We start from the raw sequence: 17,026 nt of genomic DNA, 5'->3' as shown, positions 1-17,026 counted from the left end.
GGCAGTACGATGTTCACATCATGCAGCGCCTGACATAAATCGCGATGTGCCGCCTCTACGTCGCTCAGGTGTCCACGAATGAGTGTGATTGGGATAATTTTGCCTTTGATCCGGGCGCAAAGCGCCGCGTCTTTATTGTCACCGCTAGGGCGCTTAATGAAAACACCTTGAACGTCCGCCTTAGAGAAATAGGTGACGATCCGCGCATGACCTTTGGAGTTTAGTTTGCAGATCCAAAACTGCTTTTTGACCTTGTCGAAACCAGCCTGCGGTTTGTAGCCGCGGGTTGCAAATGCATAGAGCGAAATAGCAAGACCGGCCATCACGGCTGACAAGCTGATGCCGGAATAGCTTTGGAATAGCGGGATTTCAGGCAAGATGAACAGTAAGAACGAGCCAAGAAACACGACACCAACGATAATACAAAGCGCTGTTTCTATCACTAGGCGTGCAGTTTCTTGTTTGCCGCGCTCTTCGATGATGAATTTTGCGCTGCTTTCGCGAATAGCAAGCGTGCTGCGGTTCTGTTCTGGCGTGCTTTTAAGCTGTTTGGATCGCGTCATCTCGGGTTCTCCAGAGGTCTACTATAAGCTGAAGATAGCTGGGTAACTCGGGCATTGATTTGACTGACGTGAGTGCAACCTAAGGTAAAATTGTGGCAAGTTTGACATAAATTGAAAATATGGTTGCAGGGTAGACATGTGAGGCGCGCCTATTGCGAGTTCTTACTCCGCAATATCGGCCAGATTATGGGCCGCGTTGCTCGACCCAAGCGTTTCTCACTTCTTGGTCACAGTCTCGTCTAACCGTTTTTCGATCGCCTCTAATTTCGCGAGCACTTCGTCGCGGTACGCATCGGTTGCTGCGTTTCCTTCTTCGGCATGTGCGTCCTGCATCGAATTCACGATCAGACCTACCAGCAGGTTCACCACTGCAAAGGTCGTCACCATGATAAACGGGACAAAGAACGCCCATGCGTAGGGGTAAATCTCCATCACGGGGCGCACGATCCCCATGGACCAGCTTTCCAGCGTCATGATCTGGAACAGCGTGTAGCCGGATTGCCCAAGCGTGCCGAACCATTGCGGGAATTCTGATCCGAACAGTTTTGTCGCCATCACCGCGCCAATGTAGAATACGATGCCCATCAGCAAAAATACCGACCCCATACCGGGCAGGGCGGTCACGAAACCTTCGACGACGCGTCGCAGTGATGGTACGACCGAGATAACCCGCAGAACCCGCAAGATACGCAACGCCCGCAAGACTGACAGCCCGCCATTGCCGGGGATCAGTGACACGCCGACAATTACGAAGTCAAAGATGTTCCAGCCGTTTCGGAAAAACCGAGGACCTTGGGCAAATAGCTTTGCCACAAGTTCGATCACAAAGATTGTCAGGCACAGTTTATCCAACAACAGGATTAGTCCGCCTGCTGACGCCATCAGCGGTTTGGATGTTTCCATGCCCAAGATGATGGCGTTGAAAATGATCACCGCGACGATGAAATTCAGCACCCATGGGGTGTCTAAAAAGGCAGCAGTTCTCTGGCGCAGTGTCATAAAATGGCTTTCGGCTAAATGCGCCTTTGATATGGGTTGTTTACAACACAACAGCAAGTGCCCAGACAGACGTAAGGTTGCACTGGACGTAGATCGCCCGCCCTGCGCATGCTTTGTCTAAAAAGTGAGCATTAAATGACCCTTAACCCCCGTTTGATATTTCGATGGACAGCGTTCCTGCTGGCCGGTGGCTATTGCATCCGCACACTGATTTTTGGTGGATGGGATGCATTTGGGGGTCCGTTCCGGTTCCTGACAATCTGGGCGCTTTTTGCGTCATTCTTTGCGTTCAGCCGGATGATGGCAATGGAAGAAGGCCGCTCTGACAAACGTTGGGACGGGTTTGTTTGCATGACGGCTGTCATCAATACGATGGTGGTTTTCCTGTATTGGCGGCTGTATTTTGCGGACCCCATGTCTGTGACCACTGACGGAGAATTGGGCGCGTGGCATCTAGAGATGTACTTGCATCTGTTTGGCCCGCTTTTGCAGGTCATTGATACGATCTTTGTGCATCGCAGCTACCGCAGGCTTAAGGTTGCGTTTGCGTGGCTGATCGGGGTGATTGCGGTATATGTTTTGTGGGCAGAGTTTGTGGTGCAGCCAATGAACGACAGCCCCGCAGGGACTGTGACCAGCGGTTTACCCTATCCGTTCCTGAATAATCTTGAACTGGCCGATCGCATGGCTTTCTACATTACCAATGCCGTTGTCGGGATCGTTTTGCTGTTGCTTTATGCGGGTATCGCGTGGTGCTTTAGGCGCCGATTTCCTGCGCCAGTAACGCCTTAAGTCCGCTGCGATAGTCGGGATATAACAGTTCTACGCCTAATTCGTCTTTGATCCGGTCGTTGCGCACTTTTTTGCTTTCGGCATAAAAACTGCGCGCCATTGGTGTCATCTCGGCAGTTTCAAAATCAACGGCCTCGGGGATCGCCAGGCCAAGCAGTTCTGCCGCATAGGCGATCACGTCCTCGGGTGGGGCAGGGTCATTGTCGCAGACATTATATGCCGCACCGGGGTTTGGTTTGTTGATTGATGCCGCAACGATGCGCGCGATGTCGACCACATGGGTCCGGCTGAAAACCTGACCTTCTTTGATGATGCGGCGTGCGGTGCCATTGCGCACTTTTGCGAATGGTCCACGTCCAGGACCATAGATGCCTGCGAGCCGGAAGATATGGAGCGGCAAGCTGGGAATTGCTGCCCACTCTGCCTCTGCTTTCACGCGCGCGATACCGCGCTTGGTTGCGGGTGTCAGGGGGGTGTTTTCGTCGACCCAATCGCCTTGATGGTCGCCGTAAACGCCAGTTGTCGACAAATAGCCGACCCATGCGAATTGATCTGCGCGTTTGGCAATCTCATCCCGAAGCTCTGCGAGAACGGGATCGCCGGTCTCATCTGGTGCCGCCGAGATCAGGATATGTGTTGCAGCGTTCAGCGCCGGGATCATATCCGCACCGGGCCAGATACGCGGTTCAATGCCTTCGTTCATCAGGCGCGGGGCTTTGTCGTCGGACCGCGTGGTGCCGATGATCCGCCAGTCTTGCGGCAGCAGGATGCGGGATAAGGCGCGGGCGCTATAGCCGTGCCCGAATGAAAGAAGTGTTTTGGTCATATCTGTTCGTGCCAAAGGACTTGAGAATGTGCAAGCCTGTGTTAGCGTTTGGCATGGCAAAGAACCCGAATGTAGATGACGCCTATGCAATGTCTTCCCCTGAAGAGGTGAAGGCGCTGTATCGCACGTGGTCGCATAGCTACGACGTCGTCTTTAGCGACTCGCAAGGCTATCAACTGCCTCGCAAAGTGGCGGCTGCATTCGTTGGTGCAGGCGGCATGGGTCCGGTTTTGGATGTGGGTGCCGGTACGGGTCTTGTTGGTGGGCTTTTGCGGCGCATGAATATCAAAGACATTGATGGCATAGATTTGTCCGAAGATATGTTGTGCATCGCCCGCATGAAAGGGGACTATCGCGGGCTGTATGCCGGCGATGTAACCCAACCGCTTGAACTGATTGATGCACCTTATATGGGTGTCGTAAGTGCCGGAACCTTTACCCTTGGGCATGTCGGGCCAGATGCGCTGGGTCACTTGTTAAACATCGCGGCCAGTGGCGCGGTTTTCGTGATTTCTGTAAATGCCGCGCATTATGTGTCCGCCGGATTTGAAGCAGCCTTAGCAGAATTTGGGGACCGGATTACGGGATTAACGATACGGGACGTGCGGATTTACGATGACCGCGCGGATGAAAAACATGGCAACGACAGGGCATTATTATTGGTTTTTCGTAAGGCGTCGCCAGACGAACACGCGGTCTAGGTCGCGTAATTCGATTTCTTTTCGTCCAAGATCGCTTTGAGTTCTGCCAAATGCCGCAAATCTTGTTCGGGGTAGCTTTCCAATTCTTGCGCTGTCTTTTCGGCGATGTCATCTGACAAAACCCGCAGTTCCTGACCCGTCTGCAAGGCGCGGATATACGTCTCCACCGCGCGCTCGAAATAAAACATCCGGTTGAAGGTTTCCGCAACCGTTTCGCCGATGATCAAGACGCCGTGGTTCCCCATGATCATCACCCGCTTTTTAGGATCGGTGAATAGCGACGCGCAGCGCTCGCCTTCTTCTTCGAACGCCAAACCGCCATAGCCTTCGTCAATCACGTAGCGGTTGAAGAAGGTGCAGCAGTTTTGATCGATCGGGGGAAGACGGCTATCTTTGAGGGCCGCCAAAACGGTCGCGAACACTGAATGCACATGCATCGCGCAGCGCGCGTGCGGGACATGCCGGTGGATGCCGCCATGCAGTCCCCATGCGGTCGGATCGGGCGCATTTGGACCCGACAGCGTTTCGGGATCATTAGCATCAACCACGATCATATCGCTGGCCTTGATCCGGCTGAAATGCATCTGGTTGGGGTTCATCAGGAATTTGGTGCCCTCATCATTGATCGCAAAGCTAAAGTGATTTGCGACTGCTTCATGCATGTTGAGACGTGCGGTCCAGCGAAAGGCCGCCGCTAGATCAACGCGCTCGGACCAGTGGGTCATATTTTGTGTGTGCTGGTTCATGACGGCTCCTTGGAATTGGATGTGGTGCGCGTTAATGATGATGCAACACACCCATCAAAGGAAGTCCTGATATGACATTCAAGCCAGCCAAATGGCCCCGCAAGCTGCGTTCGCAAGAATGGTTTGGAGGATCATCCAAGGATGCTATCTATCATCGGTCATGGATGAAGAACCAAGGCTTGCCTGCGGATTTGCTTGATGGGCGTCCGGTGGTCGGGATTTGCAATACATGGTCAGAGTTGACGCCATGCAATGCGCACCTGCGCGATCTGGCGGAGAAGGTAAAATTCGGGATTTATGAAGCAGGCGGTTTCCCGGTGGAATTTCCCGTGTTTTCACCCGCCGAAAGCAGTTTGCGCCCAACGGCGATGATGTACCGCAACATGTGCGCAATGGATGTCGAAGAGGCGATCCGCGGCATGTCGATGGACGGCGTCGTATTGCTTGCGGGTTGTGACAAGACCACACCAGCGCTGCTGATGGGGGCCGCATCGGTCGATCTACCTGCCATTGTCGTATCAGGTGGTCCAATGCTGAACGGCATGTTCCGCGGTGAACGCGTGGGTTCCGGCACGCATCTTTGGAAGTTCTCCGAAGCGGTGCGCGCGGGTGAAATGACCGCCGAAGAATTCGTCGAAGCAGAGGCGTCAATGTCCCGCTCGGCCGGATCGTGCAACACGATGGGCACCGCCAGCACAATGGCGTCGATGGCCGAAGCGCTGGGCATGGCCCTGTCTGGCAACGCGGCCATTCCTGCAGTCGATAGCCGCCGCCGTGTGATGGCGCATCTGACAGGCCGCCGCATTGTCGATATGGTCAAGGACGATCTGAAACCCTCTGATATTATGACCAAGGACGCGTTTGAAAACGCGATCCGCACAAATGCTGCGATTGGCGGGTCAACCAATGCGGTGATCCACCTGCTCGCAATGGCTGGGCGGACGAAAGGCGTTGAATTGAACCTTGATGACTGGGATCGTTTGGGCCGTGACGTACCGACGATCGTGAACCTGATGCCATCGGGTAAATACTTGATGGAGGAATTCTTCTATGCGGGCGGACTGCCTGTCGTGATAAAGCGTCTGGGCGAGGCGGGTTTGCTGCACAAAGACGCTCTGACCGTGTCTGGTGGGTCCATGTGGGACGAGGTCAAACATGTCAAAAACTGGAATGAGGACGTGATCCTACCCGTTGAAAAGGCGCTGACCCAATCGGGCGGTATCGCCGTGCTGCGCGGCAATCTGGCCCCGGGTGGGGCGGTGATTAAGCCTTCGGCTGCAACACCAGAGTTGATGCAACACACGGGCCGCGCTGTCGTGTTTGAAGACATCGACGACTACAAAGCCCGCATCAACGATGATGATCTGGATATTGATGAAACCTGCGTCATGGTATTGAAAAACTGTGGCCCGCGCGGTTATCCGGGCATGGCAGAAGTGGGTAATATGGGTTTGCCGCCCAAGATTTTGAAAAAGGGTATCACCGATATGGTGCGTATTTCTGATGCGCGTATGTCTGGAACGGCGTTTGGCACAGTGGTGCTGCATACGTCGCCTGAGGCCGCTGTTGGTGGACCTTTGGCCGTCGTGCAGGATGGCGATATTATCGAACTCGACGTTGCTGGCCGCCGCATTCACTTGGATATCACGGACGAAGAATTGGCATCGCGCATGGCGGCGTGGACTTCCGAGAAATCAGGCGCGAACCCGCGTCCCGAAAGCGGCTATGCGATGCTTTACCATGACCGCGTGATGGGGGCTGATACAGGCGCTGATTTCGACTTTCTTGTTGGCTATCGCGGCAATGCTGTTGGTAAAGAAGCACACTAATGACTGCAATTTGTCTTGTTGGGATCGGCAAAATTGCGGTCGATCAACATGTGCCGTCGATCAACGCGAGTGATGATTGGGAATTGGCTGCGACGGTCAGTCGTGCGGGCACGGTTGATGGTGTACAGGCCTTCACTGACTTTGATCAGATGCTGTCAGAGCGTCCCGATATTGGCGTTGTCTCGCTCTGTCTACCGCCCGTTCCGCGCTATGAATATGCCGCCAAAGCCATTGCTGCTGGTCGCCATGTGATGCTTGAAAAACCTCCCGGTGCGACATTGGCAGAAGTCTATGCGCTGGCGGATATGGCCAAAGCAGCCGGAGTGACGCTTTTCACCACATGGCACAGCCGCATGGCTGAAGGGGTTGCGCCCGCGAAAGCTTGGCTTGCGGACAAGCAGATCACTGGTGCGCATATCAGCTGGAAAGAGGACGTGCGCCGCTGGCATCCGGGGCAGGATTGGGTGTTTGCACCCGGTGGTATGGGCGTTTTTGATCCGGGCAGTAATGCGCTGTCGATCATCACGGAAATCCTGCCGATGCCGATCCATCTGCGATCTGCTGATTTACTTTTCCCATCCAATTGCGACACGCCGATCGCGGCGCAGATGCAATGGACCAAGAATGTAACTGGTGATTTCGACTGGCGCCAAGAGGGTCCGCAAAGCTGGGATATCACGGTTGAGACCACCCAAGGTACGCTGAACCTGCATGACGGCGGTGCGCGGTTGCTGATCGACGGCGAAAAGGTGATCGGTGGCCCGCGTGCAGAATATCCAGCACTTTATGCGCGTATGGCAGAGTTGGTTGCATCGGGCACGTCAGAGGTGGATTTATCCCCGATGTTGCACGTGGCTGATGCGTTGACGCTGGGCAAACGGATCGTAGTTGATCCGTTTCATTTCTAGGGCGCTTTGGCAGTGACGACCTTTGATGTGATTGTGGTTGGTGCGGGCCTGATGGGCAGTGCCGCGGCGCGGCACTTGGCCAAAGACGGCGCAACTGTTGCGTTGATTGGGCCAGCCGAGCCTGAACTGAAACACAATCACACTGGCGTCTTTGCCAGCCATTATGATGCCGCCCGGATTACGCGCAAGTTGGACAGTCGCCAAAATTGGGCGCGGTTTTCGCAAGCGGCAATCGCGCGCTATGCCGAGGTTGCGCAGCAAGGTGAACAGACATTTTTCGCCCCGGTTGGTGCGATTATTGCTGGTCCAGAACACGGCGCAGGCAGTGATTTTATTCAGTCCGCCCAGCGCAACGCACAACAAGACAGGATCACGCATACTGCCTTGCGCGGTGCCGCTTTACGCGATCGGTTTCCCTATTTTGCATTTCCTGACGGCATACTTGCCCTGCATGAAGCGGATGACGCTGGCTGGATTGACCCCCGCGCTCATGTCCGCGCCGAGATTGCGGCAGCGGAAAAGTTGGGTGTGACCATCTACCAAACAGAAGTGGCGCAGCTAGTCGAAGGCACGGACGGCGTACAGGCAGTTTGCATTGACGGTCAGGTGATCATGGGCGCAAAGGCGATGGTCGCCTGCGGTGCGTTTTCAAAGGCCGAAGGGCTTTTGCCGGACCCTTTGCCGCTGACTGCATATGCCCGCACGATTGCGTTTTTCGAACTGGATGACGCAGAGGCCGCGCGGTTGCGTGATATGCCGTCGGTCGTTTATCTGCCTCCTGATTTAGTGACTGATCCCTACATTTTGCCGCCTGTGCGCTATCCTGACGGCAAGACCTACATCAAAATTGGCGGTGATCCGGTGGACCGTGAATTGCATAATGTGGCCGAGATGAAGGATTGGTTTCGCACCGATGGCGATCCGGATGTCGGACGGTTCTTGGAAACGCTGCTGACAGGTTTGATGCCTGATCTGGCGTACCGCGCCGTCACGACGGGTAGCTGTTCCACTTGTTTTACGCCGCATGGCAACCCTCTTATCTATCATCAAACGGACCGGCTTATGGTGTTGACCGCTGGCAATGGGGCAGGTGCGAAATGCGCTGATGAGTTGGGCCGTTTGGGCGCACTTGTGGCGTCAGGCGGGACCATTCCAAGCGAGATATACGAGGGCGTGTTTCACGCCTAAGCTTTGGGATTCATTTCCTGATAGGTCGGCAACAGGTCGTTACTTGCGGGCGATGCCTCAAAAACGCCGCGCGCAATTGCACGGCTTAGGCAGACAGCAGCAGCAGCGGCGATTTCGCGGAATTGAGTTTGATCAACGGGGTCGCCTGATCCGGTCGAGACCCCGAATACCAAATCCCCATCCAGTGGCGTGTGCGAAGGTACAATCGCGCGCGCCATGCCGTCATGGGCGGTCACAGCAAGGCGGTGGCATTGAACTTTGGAAAGTGGCGCATCGGTCGCGACAATCGCAATTGTCGTATTGGCCCCTTGGGTGGCTTGCATCATCATCGCACGTTCTTTGCGACTGGGTTGTGGGCTAACGTGGCCTGCGCTTGGGTCGGGACCTGCGCCGCCGAATTCGCTGTCTATCTCAAATGGAGCGGCCCAGAAATGCGTGTCGCCCGTAGTTGTGACACTGCCCAAGGCGTTAACGACAACCAATGCGCCGACGGTTGTACCATCGGGCAGAACCAGTGAAGCAGACCCTAATCCACCCTTTTGCATTGCAGCGAACGCGCCCGTGCCAGCGCCAGCGGTACCAATGGCGAAGTCTTCGTTGGCCGCCGCAAGCGCGTCGAGCCCCAATGCACGGTAAGGGTTTTCGCCCCAGCTTTTGTCGCCGCCATTGATCAAGTCAAAGACAATCGCACCGGGAACGATTGGGATGCGCATTGGCCCAATCGCAAATCCGCGGCCCATATCGCGCAGCCCGTCCATGACGCCCGAACAAGCGTCCAGCCCAAAGGCAGACCCGCCTGATAGAACCAATGCGTCGATGTCTTGCACTGTTTTATCAGGGGCTAGCAGGTCGGTTTCTTTCGTTCCCGGTGCGCCGCCCATGACGTGCACGCTGGCCTTGAAAGGCATGTCGCCGACCAAGACTGTGCTGCCAGTTTTGATATGATCATCCTGCGCGTTTCCAACCTTGAGGCCCGCCACATCAGTGATCAGATTGCGTTTGCCGGGTTTATATACAGCGTCCACCGTCCACCTCCATTGCGACGCCGGTGATCATGCTGGCTTCGTCTGAGCATAGGAAACAGGCGGCGTTACCCATGTCCTCTGGTGTAGAAAATCGGCCTATTGGGATGGTCGACAGGAACTTGGCGCGCATTTCTGGTGTGTCCTCGCCCATGAAGGTTTTCAATAGCGGTGTGTCACCTGCGACAGGGTTGATGGCATTCACGCGGATACCGTCAGGGGCCAATTCGACAGCCATCGTTTTTGTGGCCGTGATCATCCAGCCCTTGGATGCATTATACCAGTTCAGACGCGGTCGCGGTGAGACCCCAGCGGTTGAGGCCACGTTCAAGATCACGCCGGTCTTGCGTTCTTTGAAATGCGGGACAAAGGCGCGAGCAAGCAGGAACACAGACTTCATATTGACGTTAAAGACGCGATCAAAATCGGCCTCGGTCACGTCTTCCATGGCGCTGGGCAAGTGGGTGACGCCTGCGTTGTTTACCAAAATATCCAGTGGACCATTGGACAGAACAGTTTCTGCCAACGCGCCGACCGATAGGGCGTTTGATACGTCGCAAGTCACGGCTGTGCCGCCAACCTCATCTGCGATGATGCTGGCTGCGTCACTGTTGATGTCGACCACAAAGACATGCGCGCCCTCTGCCGCGAATTTACGCGCGATCCCTGCGCCAAAGCCGGACCCGCCGCCGGTGACTATTGCTGTTTTTCCTGCAAGTCGCATGGGTGATCCTTTTCGCTGTTAGACCGTAATTGCTGGGAGCTTGGGTGCTGCCGCGATCAGGGTTTGTGTATATTGGTGTTGCGGGTTGGTGAAAACAGTCTCTGTTTCGCCTTGTTCAACGATTTTACCTGCTTTCATCACCATAACCTTGTCGGTGACCGTGCGTACAACGGATAAATCATGGCTGATGAACAGATACGCCAACGGGCGTTTACGGCAGAGATCGGCAATTAGGTCCAAGACCTGCGCACGCACGGATACGTCGAGGGCGGACACAGCCTCGTCAAAGATAATCAGCGCGGGTTCGATGATCAGGGCGCGCGCAATCGCGATGCGCTGGCGTTGCCCGCCGGAAAATTCGTGGATGTATTTGGTCGCGTCATCTGGTGACAAACCGACGTCGCGCAGTGCGTTTGTGATGGCTTCGTCGCGCGCGGTTCCAGTGGGTGGATTTGGTAAAAGGTGAAAGGGTTCAGTGATCAAGCGGTCTACGCGGTGGCGCGGATTAAAGCTGCTGTAGGGGTCTTGAAACACGACCTGCATCTTGCGCCGGACGTCCAAATTCGGCTGTTTGCCAGTGAAGACGGGTGCACCGTCAACCGTGATCGTGCCGCTTTGCACGTCCTCCAGACCCAAAATAGCACGTGTTAGGGTCGATTTTCCGCAGCCGCTTTCACCAACGAGGCCAATGCGTTCGCCTTGGTCAATCTGGAACGTGATCCCTTCGAGTGCGCGGAACATCGGGCGCGGGCCAAGCGGTGTTTTTCGCGCCATAGGGTAATCGCGCGCGACGTTTGTCACAGCAAGCAAAGGTGATGATGCGAGCGTTGGGGGAAGTTCAACCATATGGCTGGAGGCGCCGAACAGCGCTCTGGTATAGGGGTGTTGCATGTGGGCTAGCAGGTGTGCGGTCGCACCCGCCTCCACCACGTTTCCTTTTTGCATCACGACGATTTGGTCGGCGAGGTTTGCCACGACAGCAAGGTCATGGGTAATGATCAGCAATCCCATATCAAATTCGCGCACAAGGTCGCGCAACAGATCAAGAATGCGGGCTTGGGTGGTGACATCAAGCGCGGTGGTCGGTTCATCCGCGATCAGCAGTTTGGGCCGCAGCGCGATGGCCATGGCAATGACGACGCGCTGGCGTTGCCCGCCGGACAATTCGTGCGCGTAGCGTGAGGGCGGGACTTTAAGGCCCACCCGTTCCAATATTGCAGCAGCCCGTTTCTGTGCGTCGGCCTTGCTGGTCTTTTCGTGGATCAGGATCGTTTCGGCCACTTGTGCGCCAATAGTTTGAACGGGGTTAAGTGCCGTCATAGGTTCTTGAAAAACCATGCCCATCGTGTTGCCACGCATGTTGCACAGATCGGGCTCCGAGGTTTGCAAAATGTCGGTGCCGTTCAATGTGATCGACCCGCTTGGGTTGGCGTTGTGGGGCAGCAGACCCATCACGGAAAGGGCGGTCATGGATTTGCCCGACCCGCTTTCCCCCGTAATCGCAACGATTTCGCCGTGCGCGACTGTAAGGCTTACATCATGCAAGATATGCGTGTCGTCGATGGTCAGGGACAGGTCTTTGATTGCCAATAAGGTCATGCGCGCGTTACCCGAATGCGCGGGTCAAGCCAGTCGCGCAACCCGTCGCCCATCAGGTTTAAACCGAGGACCATCAATAAGATTGCAAAACCGGGAACCAATGCAGTGTGCGGTGCAATGCTAACCAATGTTTGCGCGTCCGCCAGCATGCGTCCCCAGCTTGCCGTCGGTGGTTGTGCGCCAAGGCCGATGTAAGACAGTGCGGCCTCTGCCAAGATGCCAAGGCTGAACTGGATCGTGCCTTGGACGATCATCAGGTTGGTCATGTTTGGTAGGATGTGTTCGATCGATATGCGGGTCGGGGACTTACCGCAGACGCGGGCGGCAAGGATAAAATCACGTTCCCATAATGGTAGGGCTGCTGCACGGCTAAGACGCGCAAAAACGGGGATGTTGAAGATACCGATCGCGATGATTGCGTTAACGGCAGAGGCACCGAAAACGGCGGTGATCAGGATCGCGATCACGAGCGAGGGAAAGGCGAACACGAGGTCATTGCCGCGCATAATCAGCTCGTCCAGCAACGATCCGTGCCGTGCGGCGGCCAGCAGCCCAAGCGGCACACCAATCGCCATACCAATCCCGACCGCGACAAGCGCTACAGCGATGGACGTTCGCGCGCCCATCATAATCATTGATAGAATATCGCGCCCGAAATGATCTGTGCCCAGCAGGTTTCCCCCACTGGGGGATTGCAGTTTGTTGGGGATATCAAGGGATTGAATATCGTAGGGCGTCCAGAAAAAGGATGCTGCCGCCAGCAGCAAAAATACCGCTGTAAGCGTAGAACCAATGATCAGATTGCGGTTCATGTCTTGGTCCTAAGCCGTGGATCAACAGCAGCATAGGCAATATCGACTGCGAAATTCACCAAGATCACCACAAACACCAACAGCATCACAACGCTTTCAACGACAATCAGGTCGCGCGCGCTGATGGATTGGAAAATCAGACGCCCGAGGCCTGGAAGGAAGAAGATCTGCTCGATGATAATGCCGCCTGCCAGAAGGAACGAGAACTGCAAGCCAATGATCGTCAGCACGGGAATCAATGCATTGCGCACCGCGTGTCGCCACAGGGCTTGGCGACGACTTAGGCCCTTGGCGCGGGCAGTGCGGATGAAATCCTCGCCTAGCATATCCAGCAGCGAAGATCGCATGACGCGTGCAAGGATTGCCGCTTGGGGCAGGGCAAGGGCGATGGCGGGCAATGTTAGCGATTTGATCGCCTGCAGCGGGTTATCCCAGCCCGGAAAGCCACCCGCGCTGAACCAACGCAGGTTGATGGCAAAGAGCAGCACAAGGATCATTGCAAACCAGAAATTGGGGATTGCGACGCCCAATTGGGTGGCCCCCATGATGGTGATGTCACCTGCGCCACCGCGACGGCTGGCTGCATAGATGCCCGCCGGAAAAGCGATGATTGTGGATAGGAAAAGTGCGTAGATAGCCAGTGGCAGCGACACCCAGATACGGTCCGAGATAAGATCCGCAACAGGTGTTTTGTAGGTCCAAGAGCGTCCGAAGTCGCCCTGCAGCATGCCTGTGACCCAGTTGAAATACCGCAAGATAACCGGCTGATCGAGACCCATTTCCGCCCGCAATGCCGCAATCGTATCGGGGCGGGCGTTCACGCCTAGCATAAACGCGGCAGGATCACCGGGGATCACTTCAATCACTGCGAAAATAACGATGGAGGCGACGATCAGGCTGATCACCAGCGATATCAGGCGGCCCAAGACGTAGCGGATCATGGGTGATCCTCGTGCATGGCGGGGACAAATGTGATCTCGCCACCTGCAATGGTGCCGTCGAGCGATATGTAGAGGATGTAGTTCGGGTTGAGCTTGCCATACGTTAGCGCGTGGTCATTTGAAAAACCCATCGGGCGATAAACATCAGGGTTCCCAGTAAGAACGCACCCCGCAGCCCCCGCTTGTTTCAACTGATCCAGACCCATGCGCGCAAGCTGTGATCCAACCCCTTGGCGCTGGAAAGCAGCATCAACTGCGATGGGCCCAAGGGCATACCAGTCACCTTGCGCATCTATGATTGTTACGGGGGAAAATGCCACATGCCCAATGATGCGGTCTGTTTCGGCCACAAGTGAAAGCGTCAGCTCTCTGGCGTCGCGCATTACGCCGATCGCGCCTGCCTCTCTGCCGTCACTAAAGCTCATCGGTGCAAAGGCATCGCGTGTCAGGTCGTGGATCGCCTGCGCGTCCTCTGGCCGCTCTGGCCTGATCACAACGTCAGAGATCATGAGTTGCCCCCCGAAAGGACCTTGCGGGGGGCATTGTCTTAGTTGCTCCAGCTGACGCCGGACAGGTCAACCGCGGCTGTTGGTTGATTGACCCATAATCCGTTGATGCCAGCCTTAGCGACAGTCGCGACAGCCAGTTCAAACAGGTAACCGTTGACGTAGTCTTCGGAGATGATTGTCTGCGCGCGGACTAGCAATGCGCTACGGCCTGCGGGGTCTGTTGTCGCGTTCAGTTCTTCCATCAATGCTTGGAAAACGGGGTTGTCATACTGGAAGTAGTAGTCAGGGTTGGCGTAGATGCCGATGTCCATCGGTTCTGTGTGGCTAACAATCGACAGGCCAAAGTCCTTGTTGGTGAACACTTCTTCGATCCATTGCGCCCATTCAAGGTTGGACACTTCGGTCTCGATCCCGATTTCGCGCAGTTGCGACGCGATAATTTCGCCACCGCGCCGCGCGTAGGATGGAGGTGGTAGCTTCAAAGTCGTCGTAAACCCGTCTGGGTAGCCTGCGACGGACAGCAATGCGCGCGCGACTTCTGGGTCATAGGGCGAATTACCTAACAGATCGACGTAGTCCGGATTGTGCGGTGCAAAATGCGTGCCGATTGGCGTGCCATAGCCGAACATCGCGCCATCGATGATGGCTTGGCGATCAATCGCACTTGCCACTGCAGCACGGACAAGGATGTTATCGAATGGTGGCATCTTGTTGTTGATGGACAAGATCGTCTCGCCCTCGGTGTTGCCGACAAGCACTTGGAAACGCGGATCGGCTTCAAACTGGGGCAGGTTTTCAGGGGCGGGGAAGCCGACAAAGACGTCGACGTCTTCTGCCATCACAGCGGCAAACGCTGCCGTCGGGTCAGAGATAAAGCGGAACGTCGCGCTGGCCAAAGCGGGTGCCGCACCCCAATAGCTTTCATTGCGGGTCATTTCCAAGCGGTCGCCTTGCACCCAATCGGTAAAGGTAAACGGGCCAGTGCCGATCGGGTTTGAGGCGATGTTTTCGATGCTTTCAGGGGCCACGATGACCGCGTCTCCCCATGCCATGTTGAACAGGAAACTACCGTTGGGCTGGTCCAGCGTGACTTGGACCGTCAGCGGATCGACAACGGTGACATCAGTGATACCTGCGAACAGGCCCTTTTGCGCGTTGATACTGTCTTCGGCGCGTGCACGATCAAGGCTGAATTTCACATCTTCGGCGTCCATCGTCGTGCCGTCATGGAACGTCACGCCAGCGGCAAGGTTGAAGGTGTAGACCAAACCGCCGTCCGAAATATCCCAGCTTTGGGCGAGCCCTTGGATGATCGCGCCGTCCGCGTCAAAGCGGGTCAAACCTTCGAAGATGTTGGAATAAAGCACGCTATCGATGGCTTGTGCGGCGCCACCTGTCGGGTCAAGGTTCGGCGGTTCTAGCTGAATTGCAACGGTGATGCTGTCTTGGGCAAGGGCAGCAGGCGCGCAAAGTGCGATTGCCGTTGCTGCGGCGATTGTCTTGATGTGATACATTTGGGTCCCCCAATATTTGCAGCCAGTTTCAATGTTAAACGGGGGCAAATCAAGTCCTACTCCGCGACGTGTGGAATGTGTCGGGGAGAACGCCGACCTACGGGTTCAAAATCTTTGCCAAAGCCCCCGCCATCACCTTGGCGCTGTCGATCATATCCTCAACGCCCACATATTCATCCGGCTTATGCGCCAGTTCCAATATCCCCGGCCCGTAGGCGATGCAGTTTTTCAGCTTACCAATCCGGTCGATGTGTTTTTGGTCGTAGGTCCCCGGTGAAGCCACGAACTGCGCTGGTTTGCCCAGCACCTTTTCGATTTCCGCTGCGATCACTCGGACCACGGGGGCCTCTTTGTCGGTCATGCTTGGAAGCACGACGTTCATTTCGCGCAGATCATAGTCGAAACGGTCGCGGTTGGCTTTCAGCCCTTCAAGCAAGCCGCGCACTTCGCCGCGTACATCGTCGATGTTTTCTTCAGCCAGAAACCGCCGGTCTATCACAATGCGGCAACTGTCCGGCACGCAATGCGCCGGCAGGCCAGTATAGTCAGCGTCTTGTTCGGGTTGCCCGCCGTGGATCGAATTGATGTTCATCGTTGATGAACGTGCCCCTTCGGGCACGACGGGCATTTCAGTCGTGCGGGCGGCCATGGCGGGGTATAGTTTGTCTTCGAATTCGTCCAACACCGCCCCCATGTGGCGTACGGCGCAGTCACCCAAGAAGGGCATGGAACCGTGGGCGATCTCGCCGAATGTCTCGATCTCGGCCCACCAGCCGCCACGGTGACCAAGGCAAACGCGATCTTTGTTCAGCGGTTCGGGGATGATGACGTGTTGCACACGGGTAGGGTCGAAATAGCCCTTTTCGGCCAGATAGGCGACGCCGCCATAGCCACCGGATTCTTCATCCGCAGTGCCAGAGATTTCAATTGCGCCGTGATAGGTGGGGTGCGTGGCGACAAAGGCTTCGGCGGCGATGATCGATGCGGCTAGCCCGCCTTTCATGTCGCAAGCGCCGCGCCCGTAGATTTTGCTGTCCAGCAATTCGCCGCCAAACGGATCTTTGGTCCAGCCATTGCCGACCTCGACTACATCAGTATGGCTGTTGAAATGCACGCAATCGCCAGCATGTCCGCCGCTGCGCCGGGCAACGATATTCCAGCGCGGGTATTTGTCGCTGTCCCCCGGTGTGCCGTGCGCGCGGATCAGTTCAGTCTCAAACCCGGCTTTGCGCAAGCGGCGGTCCAGATACTCGCAAATCTCGCGATAGTTGTTGCCGGGTGGGTTCAGCGTGGGGATGCGGATCAGGTCTTGGGTCAGCGCGATCAGATCGTCGCGGCGGGCAGTGATGGCGG

Annotated in this window: 17 protein-coding genes; 5 read left to right on the top strand and 12 right to left on the bottom strand. The window is 55.9% G+C overall.

What is annotated here, in order from left to right:
• Both QZ197_RS08920 and QZ197_RS08915 read right to left on the bottom strand, forming a co-directional pair.
• Nucleotides 1–563 (bottom strand): hypothetical protein (locus tag QZ197_RS08920; RefSeq protein WP_296431552.1); only part of this gene is annotated, 563 nt, incomplete at its 3' end.
• Nucleotides 564–779: 216 nt separating this feature from the next.
• On the bottom strand, nucleotides 780–1,562 hold the full coding sequence (locus QZ197_RS08915) for an ion transporter (protein WP_296431551.1): 783 nt from the start codon (nucleotides 1,560–1,562) through the stop codon (nucleotides 780–782).
• A gap of 135 nt (nucleotides 1,563–1,697) precedes the next feature.
• Here QZ197_RS08915 and QZ197_RS08910 point away from each other — a divergent pair, with 135 nt between their 5' ends.
• Nucleotides 1,698–2,354 (top strand): hypothetical protein, encoded by a 657-nt coding sequence (locus QZ197_RS08910; RefSeq protein ID WP_296431550.1) that lies wholly within the window; start codon nucleotides 1,698–1,700, stop codon nucleotides 2,352–2,354.
• Here the strand turns inward: QZ197_RS08910 and QZ197_RS08905 are convergent.
• Complete coding sequence (locus QZ197_RS08905) at nucleotides 2,320–3,180, bottom strand: SDR family oxidoreductase (protein ID WP_296431549.1); 861 nt, start codon at nucleotides 3,178–3,180, stop codon at nucleotides 2,320–2,322. The genes QZ197_RS08910 and QZ197_RS08905 overlap by 35 nt on opposite strands.
• Nucleotides 3,181–3,206: 26 nt before the next feature.
• Between QZ197_RS08905 and QZ197_RS08900 the strand changes: the two genes are divergently transcribed.
• Nucleotides 3,207–3,881, top strand: a complete 675-nt coding sequence (locus QZ197_RS08900; RefSeq protein WP_296431548.1) for a methyltransferase domain-containing protein — start codon at nucleotides 3,207–3,209, stop codon at nucleotides 3,879–3,881.
• On the opposite strand, the gene QZ197_RS08895 is transcribed toward QZ197_RS08900, so the two are convergent.
• The gene (locus QZ197_RS08895; RefSeq protein WP_296431546.1) at nucleotides 3,878–4,627 is read right to left on the bottom strand and encodes a class II aldolase and adducin N-terminal domain-containing protein; all 750 of its coding nucleotides are present in this window, start codon (nucleotides 4,625–4,627) and stop codon (nucleotides 3,878–3,880) included. The two genes, QZ197_RS08900 and QZ197_RS08895, sit on opposite strands and share 4 nt — an antisense overlap.
• Before the next feature lie 71 nt (nucleotides 4,628–4,698).
• On the opposite strand from QZ197_RS08895, the gene araD reads away from it, so the two are divergent.
• The 3 genes from araD to QZ197_RS08880 are packed head-to-tail and all read left to right on the top strand — an operon-like array spanning nucleotide 4,699 to nucleotide 8,552.
• Nucleotides 4,699–6,456, top strand: coding sequence for an L-arabinonate dehydratase (gene araD / locus QZ197_RS08890; protein WP_296431544.1), 1,758 nt, complete (start codon nucleotides 4,699–4,701; stop codon nucleotides 6,454–6,456).
• Nucleotides 6,456–7,364: a Gfo/Idh/MocA family oxidoreductase gene (locus QZ197_RS08885; protein WP_296431542.1), complete on the top strand. Its 909-nt coding sequence runs from the start codon at nucleotides 6,456–6,458 to the stop codon at nucleotides 7,362–7,364. The genes araD and QZ197_RS08885 overlap by 1 nt, the downstream gene beginning before the upstream one ends.
• Before the next feature lie 12 nt (nucleotides 7,365–7,376).
• Nucleotides 7,377–8,552, top strand: a complete 1,176-nt coding sequence (locus tag QZ197_RS08880) for an FAD-dependent oxidoreductase (RefSeq protein ID WP_296431540.1) — start codon at nucleotides 7,377–7,379, stop codon at nucleotides 8,550–8,552.
• On the opposite strand, the gene QZ197_RS08875 is transcribed toward QZ197_RS08880, so the two are convergent.
• The 8 genes from QZ197_RS08875 to QZ197_RS08840 all read right to left on the bottom strand — a co-directional run.
• Nucleotides 8,549–9,577, bottom strand: coding sequence for a P1 family peptidase (locus QZ197_RS08875; RefSeq protein WP_296431539.1), 1,029 nt, complete (start codon nucleotides 9,575–9,577; stop codon nucleotides 8,549–8,551). The genes QZ197_RS08880 and QZ197_RS08875 overlap by 4 nt on opposite strands.
• Complete coding sequence (locus QZ197_RS08870; RefSeq protein WP_296431538.1) at nucleotides 9,561–10,298, bottom strand: glucose 1-dehydrogenase; 738 nt, start codon at nucleotides 10,296–10,298, stop codon at nucleotides 9,561–9,563. Before QZ197_RS08870 ends, QZ197_RS08875 begins: the two co-directional genes overlap by 17 nt.
• A gap of 18 nt (nucleotides 10,299–10,316) precedes the next feature.
• Nucleotides 10,317–11,897: a dipeptide ABC transporter ATP-binding protein gene (locus QZ197_RS08865; protein WP_296431537.1), complete on the bottom strand. Its 1,581-nt coding sequence runs from the start codon at nucleotides 11,895–11,897 to the stop codon at nucleotides 10,317–10,319.
• Nucleotides 11,894–12,709 (bottom strand): ABC transporter permease, encoded by an 816-nt coding sequence (locus QZ197_RS08860; protein WP_296431536.1) that lies wholly within the window; start codon nucleotides 12,707–12,709, stop codon nucleotides 11,894–11,896. Before QZ197_RS08860 ends, QZ197_RS08865 begins: the two co-directional genes overlap by 4 nt.
• Complete coding sequence (locus QZ197_RS08855; protein WP_296431535.1) at nucleotides 12,706–13,650, bottom strand: ABC transporter permease; 945 nt, start codon at nucleotides 13,648–13,650, stop codon at nucleotides 12,706–12,708. Before QZ197_RS08855 ends, QZ197_RS08860 begins: the two co-directional genes overlap by 4 nt.
• Nucleotides 13,647–14,159 (bottom strand): N-acetyltransferase, encoded by a 513-nt coding sequence (locus tag QZ197_RS08850; protein WP_296431534.1) that lies wholly within the window; start codon nucleotides 14,157–14,159, stop codon nucleotides 13,647–13,649. Before QZ197_RS08850 ends, QZ197_RS08855 begins: the two co-directional genes overlap by 4 nt.
• A gap of 38 nt (nucleotides 14,160–14,197) precedes the next feature.
• Nucleotides 14,198–15,673 carry an ABC transporter substrate-binding protein gene (locus QZ197_RS08845; RefSeq protein ID WP_296431533.1) on the bottom strand — a complete coding sequence of 492 codons (1,476 nt, stop codon included), beginning with the start codon at nucleotides 15,671–15,673 and terminating at the stop codon, nucleotides 14,198–14,200.
• A gap of 97 nt (nucleotides 15,674–15,770) precedes the next feature.
• The coding region (locus QZ197_RS08840; RefSeq protein ID WP_296431531.1) for an acetylornithine deacetylase/succinyl-diaminopimelate desuccinylase family protein at nucleotides 15,771–17,026 on the bottom strand (1,256 nt) is incomplete at its 5' end.

Source organism: Yoonia sp., from assembly GCF_017854415.1.
Taxonomy (GTDB): Bacteria; Pseudomonadota; Alphaproteobacteria; order Rhodobacterales; family Rhodobacteraceae; genus Yoonia.
The sequence above is the reverse complement of the archived record's forward strand: the minus strand, read 5'-3'. Positions and strand labels throughout refer to the sequence as shown.